We start from the raw sequence: 21,083 nt of genomic DNA, 5'->3' as shown, positions 1-21,083 counted from the left end.
TAAAAATTAAATTAGAAAAAGTTATATGGCGTTTATCTTTATAAAATAAACGTATAAAAAATTGATTGTCAGTTGTTTATGTGTTTTATTTTTCGTAACTTGTTGGTAACTAATCAATTAAGCTACATTGAAACACTACTCTACAAACATTTCTGACAATCAGTGGCAATTTATAAAAAAGACTTTGAACCTCAATAATAGAAAACGAAAATATGATTTAAGAATCATTTGGAACGCCATTATGTATTTAGTGAAAACCGGATGTCAATGGCGGATGTTGCCTGGTGATTTTCCCAAATGGGAGTTGGTTTATTATTATTACAGCAAATGGGCAAATGCAGAGGATTTTGATCTGCTTCTTTCGAAATTACGAGAAACAGTCAGATTAAAACTAAATCAAAATAGAGAACCAAGTCTAGGCATAATGGATAGTCAAAGTGTAAGATGGGGAAACAATCGTTCATTAAATGGTTTTGATGGGAACAAAAAAGTAAAAGGCATTAAAAGACATGTGGTGGTTGACAAAAACGGATTTTTATTAGCAATAATGGTTACTGTAGCCAATATTCATGACAGTAAAGCTGTAGATTTTCTCATGAGAACTTTGGCGTATTTCTTAAGTCCGGTGAAGATTATTCTTGCGGACGGCGGTTATAGAGGAGAAATCACAGAACAGGTGAAAAATAAATTTGGTTATTTGATCAATGTGGTCATGAGAAGTGATGAAAAGAAATGGGAGTTTAAACCCATTTCTAAAAGATGGATTATTGAACGGACTTTTTCCTGGTTTGATAACGACCGAAGATTGTGCAGGAATTATGAACTGCTAATGGAAAATTCAGAAAATATGGTCAAATTATCTGCCATAAAAAATTTATTGTATAAAATTTAAACAGGCTCTTAACTTTTTTTTCATTTTTATCATTCTATTATCTCTGGGAGCATGCCGCTCCGAATCTGAAACTCCCGCTGAGATTACAGAAACTGTATTGAAAACCGGAAAACTATCCGGGAAGGTGATGTCTCAAAACGGAAGCAAACCTATTGGAGGTGCATCAGTTTTCACTTTTGACGATAAATACAAAATTTACTACACCACTTCTGACGCAGACGGAAATTTTACTTTAGAAGCTCCGGTGGGAGATCACACGATTCACATTCAAACTGGTGATGGTAGTAATTTCCGTACACAGATTTCTGCAACTGTGAAAAATAATGAAACCGTGAATCTGAACGCAAGCCAGACCAAACTGAATCAGGTTGCAAAAATTGCTTACGTAAAAGGTTCTTATGACAAAATAGAAGATATTATTCAGACGTTAGGATACACCGCTACAGAAATTACCAATACTGATCTTGCCAACATCAATAGCATTGCCCAGTAAGATATTATTTTCCTGAATTGCGGATCCAGAAATCACACCGTTAATCAATCACTTTTTCCGGCAATTGATGCCAACTTAGCTACATTTGTTGCGAACGGTGGCAGTATCTACGCATCAGATTGGGATGTTGCCTATTTAGTGGGAGGAACCAACAACACTACCAGTTGCGCACCAGCAGGAGGCTTTGTTCCGGATGCAAAATTGTGCTCTACAAACACAGGATCTTCAGGTATCGTTCCTGCAACAGTAAGCAATGCAGGATTAGCGACAGCTTTAGGATTCAATACCCTTAATATTGATTTTGATTTGGGGGCATGGCAGAGAATCATCAACTATGACCCTGCTTATTGGGAAGTTTTGGTGGAGACTCCGGCAAACGAGGCTTTAATGATCAGAACAAATCATTTTGCTGCAACAGGAATTCCAACTACACCTATCGGAAATGCTCCAAATACAGCATTCACAACCGTATGTATTACTCTCCCCGGAAACATCCAGATCAGTCTTTCGGTTCCTACTGTAGCAGTTCCTTATTTAGTAGCTTTAGGAGCAACAGTGGGACCTTGTTCTGGCTCTGCGAACAGTGGATATATTTACTACACAAGTTTTCATAATCATGCTACAGGAAATATCGGAAATGCAGGTGTAATTTTACAGTATGTCATTCTTAATCTCTAAAAAATCGGCTTGAAAATTGATACAAACAAAAAGTGACTTTAAGCAGTCACTTTTTTTATTAAAAACTAATTTTATGGATCATGCTTTAATCTCAATTATCAGTATTATTTTACTTGTTTTGGGAATACTCGGAACTTTTTTACCTGTTTTACCGGGACTTGTTCTAAGTCTTGCCGGATTATTAATTTATAAATACGGAACAGATTCTGACATGTCGATGATCTACATTTGGGCATTTGTGGTTCTCACGCTGGCTTCGGCAGTTTTAAATTATGTAATTCCTGCAAAAACAAATAGAAAATACGGCGGAACGCGCTGGGGAAGTGTAGGCTCGATCATCGGAACAATTGTCGGAATTTTCATCCCGATACCTTTAGGATTTTTAGTAGGAATGTTTGCGGGAGTTTTTATCGGAGAATTACTACATGACAGCAAAGACATGAACAAAGCTTTACAATCTACAAAAGGTGCTTTCATTGGTTTCATCTACGGAACCGGCTTTAGCATGGTGGTCGGTTTGGCAATGTTATTTGTTGTAGTTTTGGATATGACAACTGATTTAATTTAAAAAATTATGTTTTACAAAATTATACTATCAAGTTTTGCTTTCTTATTTTTAGCAAACTGCAATGCAAAAAAAGACACAAAAAATCCTGAAAAAGTGACGATGAAAGAATCTAAAAGCCAGAAGATTGAAGGAAAAGTCATTTATTTAAATGAAGGAGAAAATAAATTTCTGAGTGAATACCAAATGAATGTTACCTTTAAAAATATTTCTGAAGACAGCCGCTGTCCGGAAGGCGTGACTTGTGTCTGGCAGGGAGCAGCCGTCGCAAATATAGAATTTATGGGAACTTACACAAGACCTGTTACGATTCCTTTAGCAACTACAGAAAACGCGGGAAGAAACTATCATCAATCGACTGTTTTTAACAGATATAATATTTCATTGGTGGAAGTAAATCCTGCTCCGACAGCTGAAGCCGGAGCAAAAACTTTGGGTGGAAAATACAGAATCGGAATTATCATCAATAAAGAAGGCGGAAACTCTTCTACCAATCGATAGGTTTCTTACCTTTTGAAACTAAATATTCATTAATTTTTGAGAAAGGCTTGCTTCCAAAAAAACCCTTGTACACAGAAAAAGGTGACGGATGCGCCGATTTTAAAATAAAATGCTTAGCCGGATCAATGAGTTCGGCTTTTTTTTGTGCAAAAGCTCCCCACAAAACGAAAACCACATTTTCTTTCTTATCTGAAATTTCTTTGATGATATAATTGGTGAACGTTTCCCAACCTAAATCTTTGTGAGAATTTGGTGAATGCGCACGAACGGTTAACGTTGCATTCAACATGAGAACACCTTGTTTTCCCCAATCATCGAGCTCTTTTGAAGTTCTTTCTATTCCGAGGTCGCTTTTTAATTCGATAAAAATATTTTTAAGAGACGGCGGGGCAGTAACTTGTTCAGAAACCGAAAAACACAATCCATTTGCCTGAAAATCATTATGATAAGGATCTTGCCCGATAATAACCACCTCAATATCATCAAAAGGCGTAATTTCCAAAGCTCTGAAAATCTGATTTTTTGGCGGAAAAACTTTTGTGGTTGCATATTCCTGTTTTACTTTTTCCCAAAGATTGGTAAAGTAAGGTGTGCTTTTTATTGGGGCTAGAATTTCGGTCCAGGTCATGGATTAAATATTTATTAATTGCTTTTATATCGTCAACATAGTCATATCCTAAAATACCTTTAGCTAAAGTTAATTCAATAAGCTGATTATTTGAAATACTTTCATAAAATTCTTCATCAATACTTAATCTTTCATTCTTATCAAATTTAGTTTTGATAAATATTTCATAAGATTTACCGCCTTTTGAGCCATTATTAATGTACTTTTTATTTATTTCAATCCTATCTTTTTTATCAGCAGAAATTGGGAACCTATAATTAATGAAAACACTTAATGAAGGTATTAAAAGTATAAAAAAGATGCTAAGACTCAGAACATTATTTCTTTTTGTTTTTTTATTATTAAAATTATAATAAAATGATAGTACATATATTGTAGAACTGCTAAAAATAAGACTTGCAAAAGCAGATTTCCAAAATAACTCATACCCACCAATCGTATTTTCAAAATACCTGCCAAATATTAAAATAATAAAAAGAGGTATTAAAAATATCAACTCAAAATTTTTAACTGGCTTCTTCCCTATTTTCTTATTACTAAATAGCAGAATTAATTCGGACAAATTATATGACATTAAAACGAAAATCGGTAAAGAAATGAACATATACCCAAAATCTTGTACTGAGAAAAAAAGAATTAAAAGACATATTAAAACTATAGCAATATTTTTCAACATTTAAATCTGCTTGAAATTTTCAACAATTTATTTATTTTTCTTCAAACTAAAAACCAAATTATCCGGAAAACCTTCATCAGTTCTCCCCTCTTGCAAAACAAAATCATGTTTTACTAAAAGACCTTTTGAATTTTCATTAAACTTATTGGTAAAAGCTAAAATCTCGTGCAAATTTAATTCATTAAAACCATAATTTAAAACTGCTGACAAAGCTTCAGACATGATTCCTTTTCGGTGATGATCGGGCAATAATTCGTAACCCACTTCTGCTTCTGTTCGATCATCTGAAAACTTCCAGAGACAAATGGTTCCGATAAGATTTTGTTGATTTTTATAAGAGATTCCCCAATTCAAAGATTCGTTATTCTGATTTCTTTTTTTGATGGTTAAAATAAAATCCAGCGCATCATAATTTGTTTTCGGAGGAATTCTTTTCACAAACTGATTGACAACTTCATTGCTTCGAATCTTTAAAATATCTTCGACGTGACTTTCGTCAATGGGTTTTAAAATTAATCTTTCGGTTTCTATTATCATATTTCAAATTTAATAAAAACCAAACCATGAGAGAAAAAGTTTTTTATAAGCATATTAGAAAATAAAACTTATTTAATTTTTATTTATCTGGTTCAGATCAATTAAACATACAGTTTGTCATCCCGTAGGGATCTAAACTCGAATCTTTCCAATCTATTCTCTACTACTAAGCCGAGATCCCTACGGGATGACAAACTTCGTGGTGAAAATTTGACTTTAAAAACTTTTATATTAAATTTTTGAAATTTTTGTGGTTAAATTAAGATGTAAAGAAACTCATTTTCAAACACTACATCACCACATTCACATTTTCTCACTAAATTTGCACTGTGTATATAAATAAAGCAGATTTAAACGAATTAGAGTTTCCGCAATTGCTCGCGGAAATTGCACCTTTTGCCTATTCTCCGAAAACGAGAGAAAAAATCCTTGAGCTTCGTCCGATGAAAATTGACGAGGCCGAAATTTCATTGAAAAAAACTTCAGAATATCAATCGAGTTTCGAAAGCTCCAATGCAATTCCATTCGATGAATACGAAGATATTGAAAGCGAGCTAAAGCTGATGCTGATTGAAAATTACCGTCTTGAAAATGTCGCTTTCATCAAAATAAAAACTCTGACCGAACAAATAGGAAAACTACAAAAGTTTTTCCCGACGATGCCGGATACTTTTCCAAATTTAATGCAGGACGCATCAGCTTTGGAATTTAAAAAAGAAATCATCGATAAAGTTGACAAAGTTTTCAACCGTTTTGGAGAAGTAAAAAGTGAAGCTTCCCCAATTTTGAAAACATTGAGAGCTGAAATTCAGGTGGCTAAAAAAGCCATTCAGGAAAATTTCAACAGAGTTTTATTCAATTATAGTCAGAGTGATTTTCTGGATGACATCCGTGAAAGTATTATTGAAGATCAAAGAGTTTTAGCGGTAAAGTCGGCGTATAAAAAAAGAGTTCCGGGAAGAGTTTTAGGACTTTCAAAAACAGGTTCGATTACTTTTATTCAACCGGATAGCGTGGTGAAGCATTATTTCAAACTTCGTGAAGATCAGGAAGAGGAAAAGAAAGAAATTGATAAAATCCTGAGGCAGCTTACGGCAGAACTGGCGGTTTTCCAGCCGCAACTTTGGAGGTATCAGATGTATATTTTTGATTTAGATTTAACGAGAGCTAAAGCTAAATTTGGTGAAATGGTGAATGGTGTTTTACCTAAAATTAACCGTCATAAAACTTTAAAGTTGAGAGATGCTTTTCATCCCTTACTTTGGTTGAGAAATAAGGCTGAAAATAAGACCATTTTCCCACAAACATTAAGTTTAACGGAGCATAACCGAATCATCTGTATTTCCGGACCAAATGCCGGCGGAAAATCGATTACTTTGAAAACGGTCGGATTGCTTCAATTGATGATTCAAAGTGGAATCTTGGTTCCTGTACATCCAAAATCTGAAATGTTTTTCTTTGAAAAAATAATGACGGATATTGGGGACAATCAGTCTATCGAAAACCATCTTTCGACCTATTCTTCAAGATTAAAGAAAATGGGCGGAATCATCCGTGAATCGAACCCTGACACCCTTTTACTGATTGACGAATTCGGAACAGGTTCGGACCCTGAATTAGGAGGAGCCTTAGCCGAAAGTTTCCTTGAGTTTTTCTATGACAAAAAAAGTTTTGCGATTATCACAACGCACTACACCAACATCAAATTAGTCATTGAAGGACTTCCGAATGCTGAAAATGCGGCAATGCTTTTTGATGAAGAAACACTGGAACCTATGTATAAACTGGAGGTCGGACAAGCCGGAAGTTCATTTACCTTTGAAGTGGCAGAAAAGAATAAAATTCCAAGATTTATCATTCATTCTGCGAAGAAAAAAGTGGAACATGACATTGTTAATTTAGATAAAACCATTGTCAAGCTTCAGCAGGAAAAATTTGAGGTTGAAAAACTGAAAACCGACCTTGCCGAAAGAAAAGGTTCTGTAGAAGACAAACGTGATAACCTTCAGAAACTGAACGAACAGCTTCAGCAGAAGCTTTTCAACTTCCAGAAATTGTATGAAGACGAGCACAGAAAACTGCAGTTTGGAAATAAAATTGAAGGTTTTATCGACAGTTACATTAAGGGAAAATCCCGAAAAGATGTCGTGAAAGATTTCGTGAAAATTCTGGAGCAGGAAAAATTCAGAAAGATTGGTGCTGACAAAGACGAAACCAAACGTATGCAGGTTGTTAAAAGGAAAATCACGCAACAGCTGAAAAAAGAAGAGGTTATCGAAAAAATAAGCGAAACCAACGATAAGATAGAGGAAAAACGTAAAACCGACCGCGCAGTCTGGATGAAAATCGGGCAGCGTGTAAGAATTACCGGAAGTACAAGCGTTGGGACGATAGAAACCATTTCTAAAAATAAAGTGACAGTAAATTATGGAAGCTTTAAAACCGTGATCAGTGCTGAAGAGTTGGAAAGAATTTAGTCAAGATGATAACGATAAAAACTCTCATCACATTTAAGGATTTTTTGAATTTCAATCTTAAAAATTCATTGTCAAGAATTATTATTTTCTCTCTGATCATCTTCCTGTTTTTTGGTCTGAATTTTTATAATGCTGAAAATGATACAAAGGAAATTTTCAAATCGGCAGCGCTATGGTTTGCTGCTATCATTTTTTTTATTATTGTGCGTTCCTACTTCCGTTTGAAAAATGCTTTTTACTCTAACAAGAAAATTCAGGAAGAAATCATTTATACTTTCACTGATGAAAAAGTTCAGACGAAGGGAGAAACTTTCGAAGGAGACTTTACCTGGAATACTGTTTTTAAAGTGAAAGAAACCAAAAATTGGTTTTTAATATATCAAAGTAAGCTCACGATGAATATGGTTCCGAAAAAAGACTTTTCCGACAGACAGATTTCAGAGTTGAGAAACATGATTAAAAATGCGGGAGTGAAAGCAAAATTGCTCAAATAATTAACATCAAAACAATAGATAATTCCTGCTTATTTTGTTTTTTTAATCTCCAATTTAGAATGCTAAATGATGTTCTTCAAAGATATTTTTCAAATTAATCTAATATTAATTTTGACTTATCAAAAAAATTCATATATTTGCACCCACAAAAAACAAGGTAAAACTTGTAAAAGATGACCTTTAATCGGGGCGTAGCGTAGTCCGGTCATCGCGCCTGGTTTGGGACCAGGAGGTCGCAGGTTCGAATCCTGCCGCCCCGACTGTTTTAGTAATTTTTTCAAAATTGCAAATGGGTGTGTAGCTCAGCTGGATAGAGCATCCCGATTCATCGGGACGGTCAAAGGTTCGAAATCTACCGCTTAAAAGTTTTTAGTAGTTTTACAAAATTGCAAAATGGGTGCGTAGCTCAGCTGGATAGAGCATCTGCCTTCTAAGCAGACGGTCTCAGGTTCGAATCCTGACGCGCTCACTAAAAAGAGAAATCAATATTTGGTTTCTCTTTTTTATTTATATTTACTTATGTGTTTCTGTTATATCCTCTATTCAGCATCAACTGACAAATATTATATTGGAAATTCTTGTGAAGATTTGCAGGAAAGATTAAGAAAGCACCTTTCAAACCACAGCGGTTTTACTTCAAAAGCGAAAGATTGGATTATTGTATTCTCTGAAACCTTTGAAGACAAATCTAAAGCCTATAAAAGAGAAATTGAAATAAAAGCTTGGAAAAGTAAATCAAAAATTAAAAAATTAATAGAGATTCACTCTGGATAGAGCATCCCGATTTTTAATCGGGACGGTCTCAGGTTCGAATCCTGACGCGCTCACTAAAAAGAGAAATCAATATTTGGTTTCTCTTTTTTATTTATATTTACTTATGTGTTTCTGTTATATCCTCTATTCAGCATCAACTGACAAATATTATATTGGAAATTCTTGTGAAGATTTGCAGGAAAGATTAAGAAAGCACCTTTCAAACCACAGCGGTTTTACTTCAAAAGCGAAAGATTGGATTATTGTATTCTCTGAAACCTTTGAAGACAAATCTAAAGCCTATAAAAGAGAAATTGAAATAAAAGCTTGGAAAAGTAAATCAAAAATTAAAAAATTAATAGAGATTCACTCTGGATAGAGCATCCCGATTTTTAATCGGGACGGTCTCAGGTTCGAATCCTGACGCGCTCACTAAAAAAGAGAAATCAATATTTGGTTTCTCTTTTTTATTTATATTTACTTATGTGTTTCTGTTATATCCTCTATTCAGCATCAACTGACAAATATTATATTGGACATTCTTGTGAAGATTTGCAGGAAAGATTAAGAAAGCACCTTTCAAACCACAGCGGTTTTACTTCAAAAGCGAAAGATTGGATGATTGTATTCTCTGAAACCTTTGAAGACAAATCTAAAGCCTATAAAAGAGAAATTGAAATAAAAGCTTGGAAAAGTAAATCAAAAATTAAAAAATTAATGACACTGTCCCATTAAGTGTGTAAATTAAAAAGTTAGGGCTTAGATTTATAATCTGAGCCTATTTTCAAAAATAAGCATAAATTGGTTTAAAATCAATCCCCAATTTTGGATGGGCATGGTCCATTTTTTAGTTGCTTCTTTCAATGCTAAATAAACAGATTTTATAACTGCATCATCTGTAGGGAAAGACATTTTGTTTTTGGTGTATTTTCGGATTTTCCCGTTTAGATTTTCAATTAAATTGGTCGTGTAAATTATTTTTCTAATCTCGATTGGAAACTCAAAAAAGACGGTTAATTCGTCCCAATGAGTTCTCCAGGATTGTATTGCATAGAGATATTTACTTTCCCATTTGGTTGCAAAGTCGTCCAAAGCTGCTTTTGCCGCTTCTTTTGTGGGGGCAGTATAAATGTGTTTCATATCTGCAGAAAATTCTTTCCTATCTTTCCAGACAACATATTTACATGCATTTCTAATTTGGTGAACTACGCAGATTTGGGTTTGAGATTGCGGAAAAACCGAGCGAATGGTCTGGGTAAATCCATTCAGATTATCGGTAGCAGTGATGAGAATATCTTCTACGCCACGAGCTTTTAAATCGGTCAGAACATTCATCCAAAAGCTGGAGCTTTCGTTCTTTCCGAGCCACATCCCGAGAACTTCTTTTTTACCTTCACGATTGAGTCCTACGGCTAAATAAATGGTTTTGTTGATGACCTTGGAGTTTTCACGAACCTTGAAAACAATCCCGTCCATCCAGACAATCAGATATACTTCATCCAATGGTCGGTTCTGCCAGGCAACCACTTCGCTGGCAACAGCATTGGTGATTCGTGAGATGGTGGAAGTCGAAACGTCAAAATCATACATTTCTTTGATTTGCTCTTCAATATCACTTACACTCATCCCTTTAGCATAAAATGAGATGATAATGTTCTCCAAACCATCGATGATATTGTGTCTCTTTGGAACTAATGCTGGTTCAAAACTGCCTTCCCTATCTCTGGGAACTTTTATTTCTGATTCGCCGAATGAGGACTTTATCCTCTTGGTTGCGTGTCCGTTCCGATAGTTTCCATTAATGGTTTTTTCGTGTTTTGAATTATCCAGATGGCTGTCAAGTTCAGCATCCAACATATGTTCTACTGCTTTTTTGTGCAGCTCTTTAAAGAATGAGGTTAAATCTTCCCCGTTCTTAAAGGATTTGTAGAAATCCTTATTGTTTAGTAAATCTTCTTTGTCGATCATAACTATGTAATGGTTAAAAATAATAAAAAGTTATTTCCGTAAAATTTTTTGAGCTATAAGGGCTCAAAATTTTACAGAATAACTTTTTAACTTACACAGTTAGTGAGATACTACCAAATTAATAGAGATTCACTCTGGATAGAGCATCCCGATTTTTAATCGGAACGGTCTCAGGTTCGAATCCTGACGCGCTCACTAAAAAAGAGAAATCAATATTTGGTTTCTCTTTTTTATTTATTATGTACTTCTCTTATACACTTACTCAAATTTATTTATACAGTTTAAAATCCTGTAGTCCACAGTTGGTTATTTAAAGTAAATCTACCTATTATAAAATCGTCTTGATGCTCTTTAAATCCTTGCTTATTTTTGAGATCATCTACAATTTCTTTAGCATTATTTTCATTTAAAAACACCCCAATTATTCTTTCATCATCTAAAAAGGTATGAATTGTGTAGGTGTGACTTATTTGAAAAACACATTCTAAATTCAATTCTTTTATTGATCTGCTCTCTTCAGTAATAACATCTAATTCGCTTAAATAATCTCTTCCAATTTCTCCTATAACATTACTAAATCCGTTTTGCCAATGAATTTTATTCAAGTGATATTTCCTAATAATCAATCCTTTAGGGTAGGTTTTAAATCCAGGAAGATTCAAAGCATTTTTTTTTGCTTCTTTCAGCTTTACCATATCATCAAAATAACCTAAAAATTTACACGCAGTGTGAGTTTTATCTGTATAAACATGTTCAAGAGCATAAACAAAGTAATTTATCATATTCAATTTAGGTAAATAAAAACCACCGTAAATATACAGTGGTTTTCAATTTATTTATAAAAATATTACTTCAACTTACACAATCTTTAACCCAACATCTTTTTGAGATATACATTAACTTTAAAATTTTGCTTGTTAATTCTTCATTGCGTACATATTTACCCACTCCAACTCTATATACAATGCCGTATGAGTATGTGAAAATCATATCAGTCTTTTTTTCCACTCAAAAATATTTCTAAATATCCGTAATTATGACTTATCACTATTTCTTCCCCCTTGGAGAAATTATTGATTGTTTCACAAATAAATATTCGATCATTATCCTTTACTTCCAAATAATCTACTCCTCCATTTTCTGCATACCATCTATTTTCTATATGAATATTGGATTTTTCACAATCTACTTTAGTTTTTTCACATCCATTTAGAAAAATTAGAGGTATTGTAAAAAATAAAGAAAAGACTTTAGGTTTCATATTTAATTTATTTCAACTTATAAGAATTTCCATCCCAAAGATAGGTTTTAGAAAGACGTTTGGTTTTCTCTTTATCATTTTCATCCTTTTCCATTTCTTCCATTTTAAAGATGAAAGCATTTGGAATTCCGCCTTTGTCGTTTGGGAAGATAAATTCTTCGCTGTGATGATATACATCTGCATCTCCCACGTTCATTAATTGTGGAAGAGCAATCAGTTTTTTATTTTTAAACAAAACATATTGGTCATAGCTTGCAATTCCGCAGGCTTCCCCGGAAACCATTGCTTTTAGGGTGAAATCTACATTTTTAAGCTTATGATTGCTTTCGATTGTAAAAGTTCCGTAACTCAAACTTTCACCAGAACCTGTTTCAAAGAAAACCTCATCAATCAACGCATTCCCTTGTATCGCTTTAATGCTGGCAATATTTTGTTTATAATTTTGATTAAATTCCTTATCCTTTTTGTCAATCGTTTTTGAAATTCCGAAAAGAAAATCATAGCCGTCTTTGTTTCGGTAACCGATAGAGAGATTTGCTCCCCAAACATAACCTTCTAGGGTCTGAGCCGCTTTCTGATAAGAAACTTTATACCAGTTTGAACTTCTTTCGCCTAACTGTAAAATCTTTTCATCTTTTTTAATGATTAAAATCGGCTGATTGGTTTGCAGAGAATCCAGAATTTGAGAATTTACGTTGGGTTCTTGTCTTACTCTCGTCCAGTCGGTAAAGATTTTCTGTGTTTTGTTTTCTTCAAAACTGAAAACTCCGTTTGCATAAACTTCTTCCTGTGCAGAAAAAATCTGCATAACCAAAACTGAGAAAAGGATCAATAAAGATTTCATTGTCTTTTAATTTTTTTCCAGCAATAAGCTTACCCATTCTTCACGTTGCAATTTCTTTTTCAGTTCCAAATCATTTTCTTTACAAACTTCCAAAATATCATCTACATCGAAGAAACATAATCCTGAAAGCAACAATTTCCCACCATCATTCAAAACAGAAACGTACGTTGGAATATCTGAAATCAAAATATTTCTATTGATATTGGCTAAAATAATATCGTAATTTTCTTTTCCTAAATTTTCGGCAGTTCCCAATTCGATATCCAATTCTACACTGTTTCTTACTGCGTTTTCCTTTGAGTTTTCAACAGACCATTCGTCGATGTCGATTGCTTTTGTATCTCCGGCTCCGATTTGTTTAGCATAAATCGCCAAAACTGACGTTCCGCAACCCATATCTAAAACTTTTTTGTCTTTGAAATCAATATCCATCATTTGCTGAATCATCAAATGCGTTGTCGGATGATGACCCGTTCCGAAAGACATTTTCGGTTGAATAATGATTTCGTGCATTCCTTCCACAGACTCATGAAATTCTGCCCTGATTAATACTTTATCATCAATATTGATCGGTTCAAAATTCTTTTCCCATTCTTCATTCCAGTTGATATTGGGCATTTCTGTGAAAGTGTATTCAATTTCCACTTCTTCGTTTTGAAAAAGCGGCAAAGCTTTCAAATTTTCTTCTTTGAAAAGATCTTTCTGAATATACCCTAAAATACCATGAATTTCTTCCGTGAAACTGTCGAAACCTATTTCAATAAGTTCGGCCATTAATATATCACTCCAAGGTTGAAGAGGTTGTATTTTAAAATCGAATTCTAAATAATTTTGCATGAGAGTAATTTGTTGCAAAAGTAAATATTTAAAAAATTATAAATTGAAAGATTAGAAAAATTAACCGTTAAGATTGATTGGAAACGTTACGAAAAATAAGCTTAGGCTAAAGCCGATGTAGTCAGGCAAATAAAAAGCGGACTAAAGTCCGCTCCTATTGATATTTGAAAATTTTTATTTTGACGTAATAATTTTTTAGTGTTGCTTTTATTTAACTACCCCGTCTTTTTGTTTCACAAAAATCCACCCCTTCAAGGAAGGGGAATTTTAGTAATTCTAATACTAACTTCTAATATTTAATTTCTAGCTTCTAAATTAAGGGTTTGTAGAGAAAATAGAACCATTTGCAATCAATGCACGTCTGTTCATTTTCAAAATATCTCTTACCCATTCTGCAAAGTCTTCCGGTTGAAGAACTTTATCAGGATTTCCGTCTGTTAATCCGCCTTCAATTGACATATCTGAAGCAATCGTACTAGGAGTTAAAGTTACAACTCTGATGTTCTGTTTTCTCCATTCCGCCATCATTGATTGAGATAAAGAAACCACGGCTGCTTTTGAAGCTGCATAAGCTGACATATTAGGTCCGCCCTTCAAGCCTGCTGTTGACGCAACATTAATGATATCGCCTTCCCCTCTCTCTTTAAGGAAAGGATAAACCGCTTTGGCTGCGTAATACACTCCGAAAAGATTGGTTTTGATGACTTGCTCCCAAACTTCAGATGACATTTCTTCAATGCTACCGAAGTCACCGATTCCGGCATTGTTGATCAGAATATCCACTCCTCCCAATTGCTCTACAATTGATTCTATTCCTGCTTTTACGTGAATTTCATTATCTATGCTGAAAACTGCGTACGCTGCTTTTACACCCAATTTCTGGATTTCGTCAACAGTCATTTTAAGATTTTCTTCGTTTCTTCCGGTGATTCCTACATTCACTCCTTCGCTGGCAAGGATTAAAGCGACAGCCTTTCCTAGACCTCTACCACCACCGGTCACGATGGCGTTTTTTCCGTTTAGATTCATTATTTAAATTTTAATGGTGCAAATTTACGAAACCATTTTTTTAAACAAGCGTTTATGTTTTTGATTTAATAAAAATCGATTATCAGGAAATTCTATATCAAACAAAACCAGCTCACGAATAAGCTGGTTTCTGAAAGTAATATCTAAAAAGTAAAATTAATTTTAAGGAATGAGAATAGAGTTTTGAACATCAAATTCTTCTGAAGCCGAAAACTCATTTCCGTACATATCATGAGCTTTTACTTCAACTTTATGTTTTCCGAGTGTTAATTTATTTCCAAATCCGCCTGTCCAGATGTGTTTTGACTGTTCTGGGTTTGAAGGCCTTCTTCCTGGGAACAGATTGTCTGTAGAATCCCATTTGAAAACAGCTTGTGCAAAATTCGGGTCGATGGTTTCACTGTATTCCATTTCTTCCCATTTTCCGCCATCAATTCTGTATTGTACTTTGTCTTTTTTGCTTCCCATAAAGAAATTAGCCAAAACTTTAGCTGAAGTTTTTGATGGATAAGGAATTACTTTCGGTACATACAACTGAATTTGATAATCTTCAGGCTTTCCTGCCGTTTTATACTTCACTTTATATTCGTTATCATTAAAACTGATAAAAGAATATCCTTTTGCAGTACCGTCTCTCATGGTAGAAGTCGGTAAACCGATTTCGTCTGAAGTTCCTGACCACCAATCTCCGCAAGTTGTTCCCACATTGTATTCGTGTAGCTCTTTTGAACCATTCCAGCCTTGAGGTTTTCCGTAAAAAATCTGTTGCTGAATGTGCGTGTGAGCAGACAACATCAAAGCATTTTTGAATGGCGACAGAGCATCAAACAATTTCTGACGGTCTGCATTTCTGAAATTATCCTCATTAGTATGCTCTAATGGAATATGGAAAGACACAACGATTAACTTGTTTTTGTCAACCAGTTTTAAATCATTTTGAATGAACTGCATCTGGTCTTCTCTGAAACCGCCCCAATATCCTTTTCCGTCTCTAGGATCTGGATACAGAATATCATCAAGCACAATAAAATGAACGTTTCCGTAGTTGAAAGAATAGTTTGCAGGACCAAAAGTTGCTTCAAAAGTTTCATCTGAAAGCTGATCTTCTTTCGCATCATAATTCATGTCGTGATTTCCCATCACATTGTACCAAGGCAGTCCGATTTCCTTCATCACATCAGCATAAGGTTTCTGCAAGCTCAAATCATCACCAACCAAATCTCCCAAACTGATTCCAAAGACAGCATTTTTCTTGTTTGATTTTACCTCATTGACGATTGCTCTTTTGAAATAATCCAATTGCTTTTCTGTGTAAGGCTGAGGATCTCCGAAAACCAAAATGTCGAAATTTTTGCTTTCGTTTTGTTTATTTAAGCCAAAATTTAATTCTTTCGGAAGTGTTCCCGTAGGTGCAGTTCCTTTATATTTAAAATCTGCAGGCGAGCCTTTTGGCTTATATTGATAATAATATTGCGGTAAATTATTTTGATTTAAACCCATCATGTATCCTGAAGGTTTAATTACAAAAATCGTTTGTCCTTCTGCAATCGGCAAGCTGTATTTTCCGTTTTTATCGGTTAAAACTACCTGAGCTCCGTTGGAAACTGAAACACCTTCAATTCCTTTTTCACGGCTTTCTTTTTTCTGATTTTTATTAAGGTCTTCAAAGACATATCCGGAAACCGAAGTTTGGGAAAATGCCATTGCTGAAACCAATAGGCATGGTATTAAAAATTTATTATTCATTTTTTTAGCTTAAATTAATTACTGATTCCACCAGTTGATAACGTTGATATTATCTCCACCGATCGACTGTACTGCCGCCTGATAATTGGTTGTGTTAAGAATCTTGGTTTGAACGGGATACATGAGTCTCTGAGGTAATTTCCCATCATTCAGCAAACCTCCGTTGTTAGGAAGAACAGGAAAACCAGTTCTTCTTTTTTCATACCATTGCTGTTGATCTACAAAGAAAAGAGCCACATATTTCTGAAGCATAATTCTTTGTAAAGTACCGTTGTAAGCAACATTTGGATTGGTAAAATAATTTGCCGGAACCACGCCGCCCCATTGTTCTACCGCTGCTTTCACTCCGTTTTCATAAAAAGTCTGAGCGTTTCCTGAGATAATTCCTTTTTGAGCAAATTCCGCAAGGGTCAATTGAAGTTCTGCGTACGGATAGATAAGAATCTTAAGGGGTGCTTTTGCCAAATTCTGATTCATATTAGACGGCTGATAAGTAAATGCAGTTCCCGGAGCATATCCTGCAGGAGCACCTTTATAACCAAGATTAGCCTGAGTCGCAATATCTTTAGCCTGAGAAAAGAAAGTAGCCAATCTCGGATCGCTATTACTTTTCAGTGTTTCTACAAAGAATTCTGCCGCGGCTCTACCTGTTGTGAAATCCTGAGGTCTTGCTATCGGAGGTAAAAGCGGAGCAACACCTGTAATATCCAGACCTGCAGTATCTGCATTACTCGTCATTAAAGGATAAGTTGTAGGATTGTTAACAATTTCCTGAATCTTCCCATGCACGTCTATTTCACCGTTTTTCTTTAAAATTCTCCCCAATAATCTTAATGATAAAGAATTACAGAATTTCTTCCATTTAACGATACCTGCAGCAGAAGTATTTGCACCAAAGAACAGATCTGGATCTGAAAGTGTTCCTGTAGTTACAAATAATGAATTTGCAGTTTTTAAATCTTCAAGAAGTTTTATATAAATATCTTTCTGCTTATCAAATTTTGGCTGAGTAATTCCATCTTCAACTCTTGAAGCCTCACTGAACGGAATATCACCAAAAGTATCGGTAAGATTTGCAAACATCCACGCATTCATCACCAATGCAATCGCCTGATAATTTTTATCATTTTGTTTTGCTGCAGCTTCATACATTTCTTTATTTTGCTTCAGCCATTTGTAAGAAGTATTCCAATAAGAATTTCCTGTAGATTCTGTAATATAATATCTGCTGAGCGAGTTTCCTTCATTTGGAAAGTCGATAGAAACCTGCATAATATCAAATGTGAAACCATTGGCTCTGTTGTAAGCATTTGCTGCCATGTTATATTGTATTGGCATCAAGAGACTTCCCGCTGTGGGCGTATTTATTTTACTGGTATCTGTATTTATTTCTTCGAAAGATCTGTCGCAAGATGTAAGCATTACGGCCGCCAAAAACGCTGTACAGAATTTTGAAACTTTATTTTTCATAATTTTTCTTTTTTTTAAAATTTAGCATTCAGTTGTATACCCACCGTTCTTGCTGTTGGCAATTGACCAACCTCAACTCCCGGTGTAATAGAAGAATCGTTAAGAGTAGCTGCTTCCGGATCGAAAAGTGGAAAGTTCTTGGTCCACATCAAAAGATTTCTACCGTATATAGAGAGGCTCAGATTAGACATTTTAAGATTTCTCACAATATCCTTTGGGAAATCGTAAGTTATCGTTGCTTCTCTCAGTTTGATAAAGCTTGCGTCGAAACTGTTGGTTTCTATATTGGCTCTTCTGTAATAATCTCCGTAATACGTGTGAAGCGCCACTGCTTTGGTATTGGCAGAAAAACTTCCATCTGCATTTTGTACTACACCCGCACCAACGAAAGTTCCATTCGGATTGTCTCTTCCTGGCAAAGTATTCTCCAATTTACCTTGTTCAGACATTTTGTGGTGAGACTGAGAATATACCATTCCACCGTACTGACCATCAAGACTGAAAGAGAAAGAAATGTTTTTATATTTAAATGTATTTTGCAAGCCGCCTCTCCATTTAGCATAAGCGTTTCCTACGTATTCTATCTTCGTAGATTTCGCTGTCAGTCCATCCGAACCGTAAATCACCTGCCCATCCGGTGATCTTTGCAGTTTTGCGCCATACATATCTCCTAAAGATCCGCCTACGACAGCATTAAAGAAAACAACTCCTCCTACCGAAGACATCGTATATGGTTCTCCATTAAATTCCCCTGGCAACGAAAGGATTTTATTTCTGTTCATCGACCAGTTGGCATTTACATTCCATGAGAAATTTTGGGTTTTTACAGGATAGGCACCCAATGTCATTTCGATCCCTCTGTTTCTGATTTCGCCGGCATTGATAATTCTGGTAGAATATCCGCTTTCAATCAACGTAGGAACAGTTATAATCTGATTTTTTGTATTATTTTGGTAGAGGGTAACACCGTATGTCAATCTATTTTTAATGAAACTAAAATCCATACCTGCCTCAATATTGGTATTCATTTCAGGTTTTAGATTGGGATTGAAATAAATTGAGGCAACTTCTGCAGAGTTATTGAAATCGCTTGTATTATAAGTCTGCAACAAGTTGTAAGGATCGGTATCACTTCCTACCATCGACCATGAAGCTCTCAATTTCCAGAAATTAAAATTATTTGATTTTAAATTAAAAATATCTGAAAGAATAAATGATGTGGCAGCTGAAGGATAAAAATAGGATCTATCAGCTTTTGGCAATGCACTACTCCAATCATTTCTTGCCGTAAGATCTAAAAACCAAACATTATCGTAGTTTAAAGATGCTAAACCATACAAACTGTTCATTTCCTTATCTCTTGGCTGAGGAACTCTCGTAAGGAGAGAAATACCGTTGGTAAGCTCATACAGACCAGGAATTTTCAATCCTGTAGCACGGTAGTCATTCAGGGTGTATTCATTGTATCTAAGGTTTCCACCCGCAGAAGCATTAAAGCCAAATTTTCCGAAGTTGTTTTTGTAGCTGAATAAGATATCCGTATTGAATTCGGAATTATTAATATGTTGTTCTCTGTAATATCCCTGAAGATAATTCGCAGAGCTGTAAGGTCTTTTTGTCGTTCTTTCTTCATCTGTAATCTCAAGCCCTGAACGTAACATCACATCAAAATTTTTGGCAAACTTATAAGTCGCCGTTACGTTTCCTGTTATAAATTTCTTATTGACCCCATTAAGCATTTCATAGGCAATTAAATATGGATTGTCAATAAAAGAGCTGAAAGGATGGATCTGATCAATCTGGTTTTGCCCATTCTTCCAGATTGGTTTGTACCAATTAAGATCTACATTGGGATTTTGGAAAATCATGAAGTAAGAAATCGACTGATTGTTGTAGCCTGTTGCCGGAAGATTATCACTTTCTGTGCTGTTGTAAGCAAACTTAGTTACTATGTGAAGTTTATCGCTGGCATGATGATCAATTGACAAAGCCCCATTAAATCTGTCGAAACCAGTATTTGGCATCATCCAGTTATTTTTTGTATAATTTAGAGATGCTCTGAAAGCTGTTTTTTCTGTCGAACTTTCGATTGATAAATTATTTGCAAAGGTCGTTCCTACCTCCCAAAAGTCTTTTATATTATTTTTGTAAGGCTTCCACTCTTGTCTTTGAAGACTTTGTCCTTCTACCGTAGGATCATACTGAAAATAAGACTGTCCGTTAAATTTTGGCCCGAAAGCACTACTTGTAGAACCTGTATTTACACCATCCGGAGAAGCTCCGTAAGAATAATAGTATTGGCCGGCTGTGTTTTTTTGTAAAGTCCCCTGTCCGTATTCGTACTGATAATCTGGCCAATGTAGAACAGAATCAAAACTTGTATTAGAATTAAAAGTAACCGATACTTTACCATTTTTAGATTTTCCGGATTTCGTAGTAATCATAATGGCACCGTGCATTCCTCTGGAACCATACAAAGCTCCTGCAGTAGCACCTTTCAGTACAGTAACAGATTCTATATCGTCAGGATTGATACTGTTGAAATTATTTCCAAAATCTACAGGAAGATCACCACCAGTTCCTGCACCGTAAGCAGCATTTCCTGTTCCTGTGTTTGTACCTCCCAAAGGAACACCATCTACAACAATTAAGGCTTGGTTGTTGTCCATATTCATGGATGCGCTTCCTCGCAAAGTAATTTTTGCAGATCCTAGAGGCCCTGCTCCTGCAGTCTGAATTTTCAGACCTGCCACTTTACCTTCTAAAGCCTGCGCCCAGTTATTGTTTTGAGTTTTTGTAAATTCTTCTCCATTTACCTTTTCAGCCACATAACCTAATGATTTATCTTGTCTTTTGATACCCAGAGCTGTCACTACAACTTCATCGATATTCTTGATCGTATCTTTCTTTACCTGTTGCTGAGCTGCCATATTGACGCTCACCAATCCTAAAACGGATAACAGTAGTAATTTTTGAGTCTCTTTACGCATACACTTTTTTGTTTGCGCAAAATTAGAAAGCTATGACGAGCATAAGTTTAATAAGGTTTTAACATATTTTAAAGAATTCTTAAACGCCATATTAATTTATGATTAACACAAATGCATAAACTTTTAACTGACAGCGGTTTAAAAGAATGAATTATTTTTAATATAAAAATTGAATTATTTCCGCATACCTTTATTGTCTTTTTTCGAGAAAATAATTTTTCACCCTTTACATCTTTAAATCAGA

Annotated in this window: 22 protein-coding genes and 5 tRNA genes; 15 read left to right on the top strand and 12 right to left on the bottom strand. The window is 34.9% G+C overall.

Translation table 11 applies throughout. The features are described 5' to 3' along the window. Positions 1-127 precede the first annotated feature (127 nt). From LNP04_RS16260 to LNP04_RS16240, 5 genes are all read left to right on the top strand, one after another. Positions 128-892 (top strand): IS5 family transposase, encoded by a 765-nt coding sequence (locus tag LNP04_RS16260; RefSeq protein ID WP_229983946.1) that lies wholly within the window; start codon positions 128-130, stop codon positions 890-892. A 97-nt stretch (positions 893-989) separates the two neighbouring features. Then, entirely contained in the window at positions 990-1,385 is a 396-nt protein-coding gene (locus tag LNP04_RS16255) for a carboxypeptidase-like regulatory domain-containing protein (protein WP_229983945.1), read from the top strand. A 138-nt stretch (positions 1,386-1,523) separates the two neighbouring features. Continuing rightward, a complete protein-coding gene (locus tag LNP04_RS16250; protein WP_229983944.1) occupies positions 1,524-2,063 on the top strand; it encodes a hypothetical protein in 540 nt (179 codons plus the stop codon). A 73-nt stretch (positions 2,064-2,136) separates the two neighbouring features. After that, positions 2,137-2,631 carry a DUF456 domain-containing protein gene (locus LNP04_RS16245; RefSeq protein WP_229983943.1) on the top strand — a complete coding sequence of 165 codons (495 nt, stop codon included), beginning with the start codon at positions 2,137-2,139 and terminating at the stop codon, positions 2,629-2,631. Positions 2,632-2,637: 6 nt separating this feature from the next. Beyond that, positions 2,638-3,129, top strand: coding sequence for a hypothetical protein (locus LNP04_RS16240; RefSeq protein ID WP_229983942.1), 492 nt, complete (start codon positions 2,638-2,640; stop codon positions 3,127-3,129). Here the strand turns inward: LNP04_RS16240 and LNP04_RS16235 are convergent. The 3 genes from LNP04_RS16235 to LNP04_RS16225 are packed head-to-tail and all read right to left on the bottom strand — an operon-like array spanning position 3,116 to position 4,970. Next, a complete protein-coding gene (locus tag LNP04_RS16235) occupies positions 3,116-3,730 on the bottom strand; it encodes a uracil-DNA glycosylase (protein ID WP_229986315.1) in 615 nt (204 codons plus the stop codon). The genes LNP04_RS16240 and LNP04_RS16235 overlap by 14 nt on opposite strands. Next, the gene (locus LNP04_RS16230) at positions 3,612-4,433 is read right to left on the bottom strand and encodes a hypothetical protein (RefSeq protein ID WP_229986338.1); all 822 of its coding nucleotides are present in this window, start codon (positions 4,431-4,433) and stop codon (positions 3,612-3,614) included. The genes LNP04_RS16235 and LNP04_RS16230 overlap by 119 nt, the downstream gene beginning before the upstream one ends. Before the next feature lie 27 nt (positions 4,434-4,460). After that, the gene (locus LNP04_RS16225; protein WP_229983941.1) at positions 4,461-4,970 is read right to left on the bottom strand and encodes a GNAT family N-acetyltransferase; all 510 of its coding nucleotides are present in this window, start codon (positions 4,968-4,970) and stop codon (positions 4,461-4,463) included. A gap of 329 nt (positions 4,971-5,299) precedes the next feature. Here LNP04_RS16225 and LNP04_RS16220 point away from each other — a divergent pair, with 329 nt between their 5' ends. The 9 genes from LNP04_RS16220 (at position 5,300) to LNP04_RS16180 (ending at position 9,429) form a co-directional block, all read left to right on the top strand. Beyond that, positions 5,300-7,447 carry an endonuclease MutS2 gene (locus tag LNP04_RS16220; protein ID WP_229983940.1) on the top strand — a complete coding sequence of 716 codons (2,148 nt, stop codon included), beginning with the start codon at positions 5,300-5,302 and terminating at the stop codon, positions 7,445-7,447. Positions 7,448-7,515: 68 nt separating this feature from the next. Beyond that, positions 7,516-7,941, top strand: coding sequence for a YcxB family protein (locus LNP04_RS16215; protein WP_229983939.1), 426 nt, complete (start codon positions 7,516-7,518; stop codon positions 7,939-7,941). Positions 7,942-8,126: 185 nt separating this feature from the next. Beyond that, positions 8,127-8,201 (top strand) — tRNA-Pro (locus tag LNP04_RS16210). A 135-nt stretch (positions 8,202-8,336) separates the two neighbouring features. Continuing rightward, positions 8,337-8,410: transfer RNA gene (locus LNP04_RS16205), tRNA-Arg, on the top strand. Positions 8,411-8,460: 50 nt separating this feature from the next. Further along, positions 8,461-8,715 (top strand): GIY-YIG nuclease family protein, encoded by a 255-nt coding sequence (locus LNP04_RS16200; RefSeq protein WP_229983938.1) that lies wholly within the window; start codon positions 8,461-8,463, stop codon positions 8,713-8,715. Then, a tRNA-Lys gene (locus LNP04_RS16195) sits at positions 8,698-8,768 on the top strand. Before LNP04_RS16200 ends, LNP04_RS16195 begins: the two co-directional genes overlap by 18 nt. A 50-nt stretch (positions 8,769-8,818) precedes the next feature. Continuing rightward, complete coding sequence (locus tag LNP04_RS16190; RefSeq protein WP_229983938.1) at positions 8,819-9,073, top strand: GIY-YIG nuclease family protein; 255 nt, start codon at positions 8,819-8,821, stop codon at positions 9,071-9,073. After that, positions 9,056-9,126, top strand: a tRNA-Lys gene (locus LNP04_RS16185). The genes LNP04_RS16190 and LNP04_RS16185 overlap by 18 nt, the downstream gene beginning before the upstream one ends. A gap of 51 nt (positions 9,127-9,177) precedes the next feature. Beyond that, positions 9,178-9,429 carry a GIY-YIG nuclease family protein gene (locus LNP04_RS16180; RefSeq protein ID WP_229983937.1) on the top strand — a complete coding sequence of 84 codons (252 nt, stop codon included), beginning with the start codon at positions 9,178-9,180 and terminating at the stop codon, positions 9,427-9,429. A gap of 30 nt (positions 9,430-9,459) precedes the next feature. Here the strand turns inward: LNP04_RS16180 and LNP04_RS16175 are convergent, their stop codons facing one another. Then, complete coding sequence (locus LNP04_RS16175) at positions 9,460-10,662, bottom strand: IS256 family transposase (protein WP_229982814.1); 1,203 nt, start codon at positions 10,660-10,662, stop codon at positions 9,460-9,462. A gap of 124 nt (positions 10,663-10,786) precedes the next feature. Between LNP04_RS16175 and LNP04_RS16170 the strand changes: the two genes are divergently transcribed. After that, positions 10,787-10,857 (top strand) — tRNA-Lys (locus LNP04_RS16170). Between the two features lie 86 nt (positions 10,858-10,943). Here the strand turns inward: LNP04_RS16170 and LNP04_RS16165 are convergent. The 8 genes from LNP04_RS16165 to LNP04_RS16130 all read right to left on the bottom strand — a co-directional run bounded on the left by LNP04_RS16165 (position 10,944) and on the right by LNP04_RS16130 (position 20,839). Then, positions 10,944-11,444 (bottom strand): hypothetical protein, encoded by a 501-nt coding sequence (locus tag LNP04_RS16165; RefSeq protein WP_229983936.1) that lies wholly within the window; start codon positions 11,442-11,444, stop codon positions 10,944-10,946. A gap of 209 nt (positions 11,445-11,653) precedes the next feature. Next, positions 11,654-11,923, bottom strand: a complete 270-nt coding sequence (locus LNP04_RS16160) for a hypothetical protein (protein WP_229983935.1) — start codon at positions 11,921-11,923, stop codon at positions 11,654-11,656. A 7-nt stretch (positions 11,924-11,930) separates the two neighbouring features. Then, a complete protein-coding gene (locus LNP04_RS16155; protein WP_229983934.1) occupies positions 11,931-12,767 on the bottom strand; it encodes an SH3 domain-containing protein in 837 nt (278 codons plus the stop codon). Positions 12,768-12,773: 6 nt separating this feature from the next. Then, complete coding sequence (prmA, locus tag LNP04_RS16150; RefSeq protein ID WP_229983933.1) at positions 12,774-13,604, bottom strand: 50S ribosomal protein L11 methyltransferase; 831 nt, start codon at positions 13,602-13,604, stop codon at positions 12,774-12,776. 315 nt (positions 13,605-13,919) lie between these two features. After that, the gene (locus tag LNP04_RS16145) at positions 13,920-14,633 is read right to left on the bottom strand and encodes a 3-ketoacyl-ACP reductase (RefSeq protein WP_229983932.1); all 714 of its coding nucleotides are present in this window, start codon (positions 14,631-14,633) and stop codon (positions 13,920-13,922) included. Positions 14,634-14,795: 162 nt separating this feature from the next. Then, positions 14,796-16,379 carry a calcineurin-like phosphoesterase family protein gene (locus LNP04_RS16140; RefSeq protein ID WP_229983931.1) on the bottom strand — a complete coding sequence of 528 codons (1,584 nt, stop codon included), beginning with the start codon at positions 16,377-16,379 and terminating at the stop codon, positions 14,796-14,798. An 18-nt stretch (positions 16,380-16,397) separates the two neighbouring features. Continuing rightward, a complete protein-coding gene (locus tag LNP04_RS16135; protein ID WP_229983930.1) occupies positions 16,398-17,849 on the bottom strand; it encodes a SusD/RagB family nutrient-binding outer membrane lipoprotein in 1,452 nt (483 codons plus the stop codon). Between the two features lie 14 nt (positions 17,850-17,863). After that, positions 17,864-20,839 (bottom strand): SusC/RagA family TonB-linked outer membrane protein, encoded by a 2,976-nt coding sequence (locus LNP04_RS16130; RefSeq protein ID WP_229983929.1) that lies wholly within the window; start codon positions 20,837-20,839, stop codon positions 17,864-17,866. Between the last annotated feature and the right edge of the window lie 244 nt (positions 20,840-21,083).

It is taken from the genome of Chryseobacterium sp. C-71 (genome assembly GCF_020911865.1).
In the GTDB taxonomy this organism is placed as follows: Bacteria; Bacteroidota; Bacteroidia; order Flavobacteriales; family Weeksellaceae; genus Chryseobacterium.
Note: the sequence above shows the minus strand (reverse complement) of the source record. Positions and strands in the feature narration are given on the sequence as shown.

Excerpts from the sequence above, each read along its gene's own strand:
- LNP04_RS16245 (WP_229983943.1), top strand. The coding sequence starts at position 2,137 with ATGGATCATGCTTTAATCTCAATTATCAGTATTATTTTACTTGTTTTG.
- LNP04_RS16240 (WP_229983942.1), top strand. The coding sequence starts at position 2,638 with ATGTTTTACAAAATTATACTATCAAGTTTTGCTTTCTTATTTTTAGCA.
- LNP04_RS16230 (WP_229986338.1), bottom strand. The coding sequence starts at position 4,433 with ATGTTGAAAAATATTGCTATAGTTTTAATATGTCTTTTAATTCTTTTT.
- LNP04_RS16225 (WP_229983941.1), bottom strand. The coding sequence starts at position 4,970 with ATGATAATAGAAACCGAAAGATTAATTTTAAAACCCATTGACGAAAGT.
- LNP04_RS16200 (WP_229983938.1), top strand. The coding sequence starts at position 8,461 with ATGTGTTTCTGTTATATCCTCTATTCAGCATCAACTGACAAATATTAT.
- LNP04_RS16190 (WP_229983938.1), top strand. The coding sequence starts at position 8,819 with ATGTGTTTCTGTTATATCCTCTATTCAGCATCAACTGACAAATATTAT.
- LNP04_RS16180 (WP_229983937.1), top strand. The coding sequence starts at position 9,178 with ATGTGTTTCTGTTATATCCTCTATTCAGCATCAACTGACAAATATTAT.
- LNP04_RS16175 (WP_229982814.1), bottom strand. The coding sequence starts at position 10,662 with ATGATCGACAAAGAAGATTTACTAAACAATAAGGATTTCTACAAATCC.
- LNP04_RS16165 (WP_229983936.1), bottom strand. The coding sequence starts at position 11,444 with ATGATAAATTACTTTGTTTATGCTCTTGAACATGTTTATACAGATAAA.
- LNP04_RS16160 (WP_229983935.1), bottom strand. The coding sequence starts at position 11,923 with ATGAAACCTAAAGTCTTTTCTTTATTTTTTACAATACCTCTAATTTTT.
- LNP04_RS16155 (WP_229983934.1), bottom strand. The coding sequence starts at position 12,767 with ATGAAATCTTTATTGATCCTTTTCTCAGTTTTGGTTATGCAGATTTTT.
- prmA (WP_229983933.1), bottom strand. The coding sequence starts at position 13,604 with ATGCAAAATTATTTAGAATTCGATTTTAAAATACAACCTCTTCAACCT.
- LNP04_RS16145 (WP_229983932.1), bottom strand. The coding sequence starts at position 14,633 with ATGAATCTAAACGGAAAAAACGCCATCGTGACCGGTGGTGGTAGAGGT.
- LNP04_RS16140 (WP_229983931.1), bottom strand. The coding sequence starts at position 16,379 with ATGAATAATAAATTTTTAATACCATGCCTATTGGTTTCAGCAATGGCA.
- LNP04_RS16135 (WP_229983930.1), bottom strand. The coding sequence starts at position 17,849 with ATGAAAAATAAAGTTTCAAAATTCTGTACAGCGTTTTTGGCGGCCGTA.
- LNP04_RS16130 (WP_229983929.1), bottom strand. The coding sequence starts at position 20,839 with ATGCGTAAAGAGACTCAAAAATTACTACTGTTATCCGTTTTAGGATTG.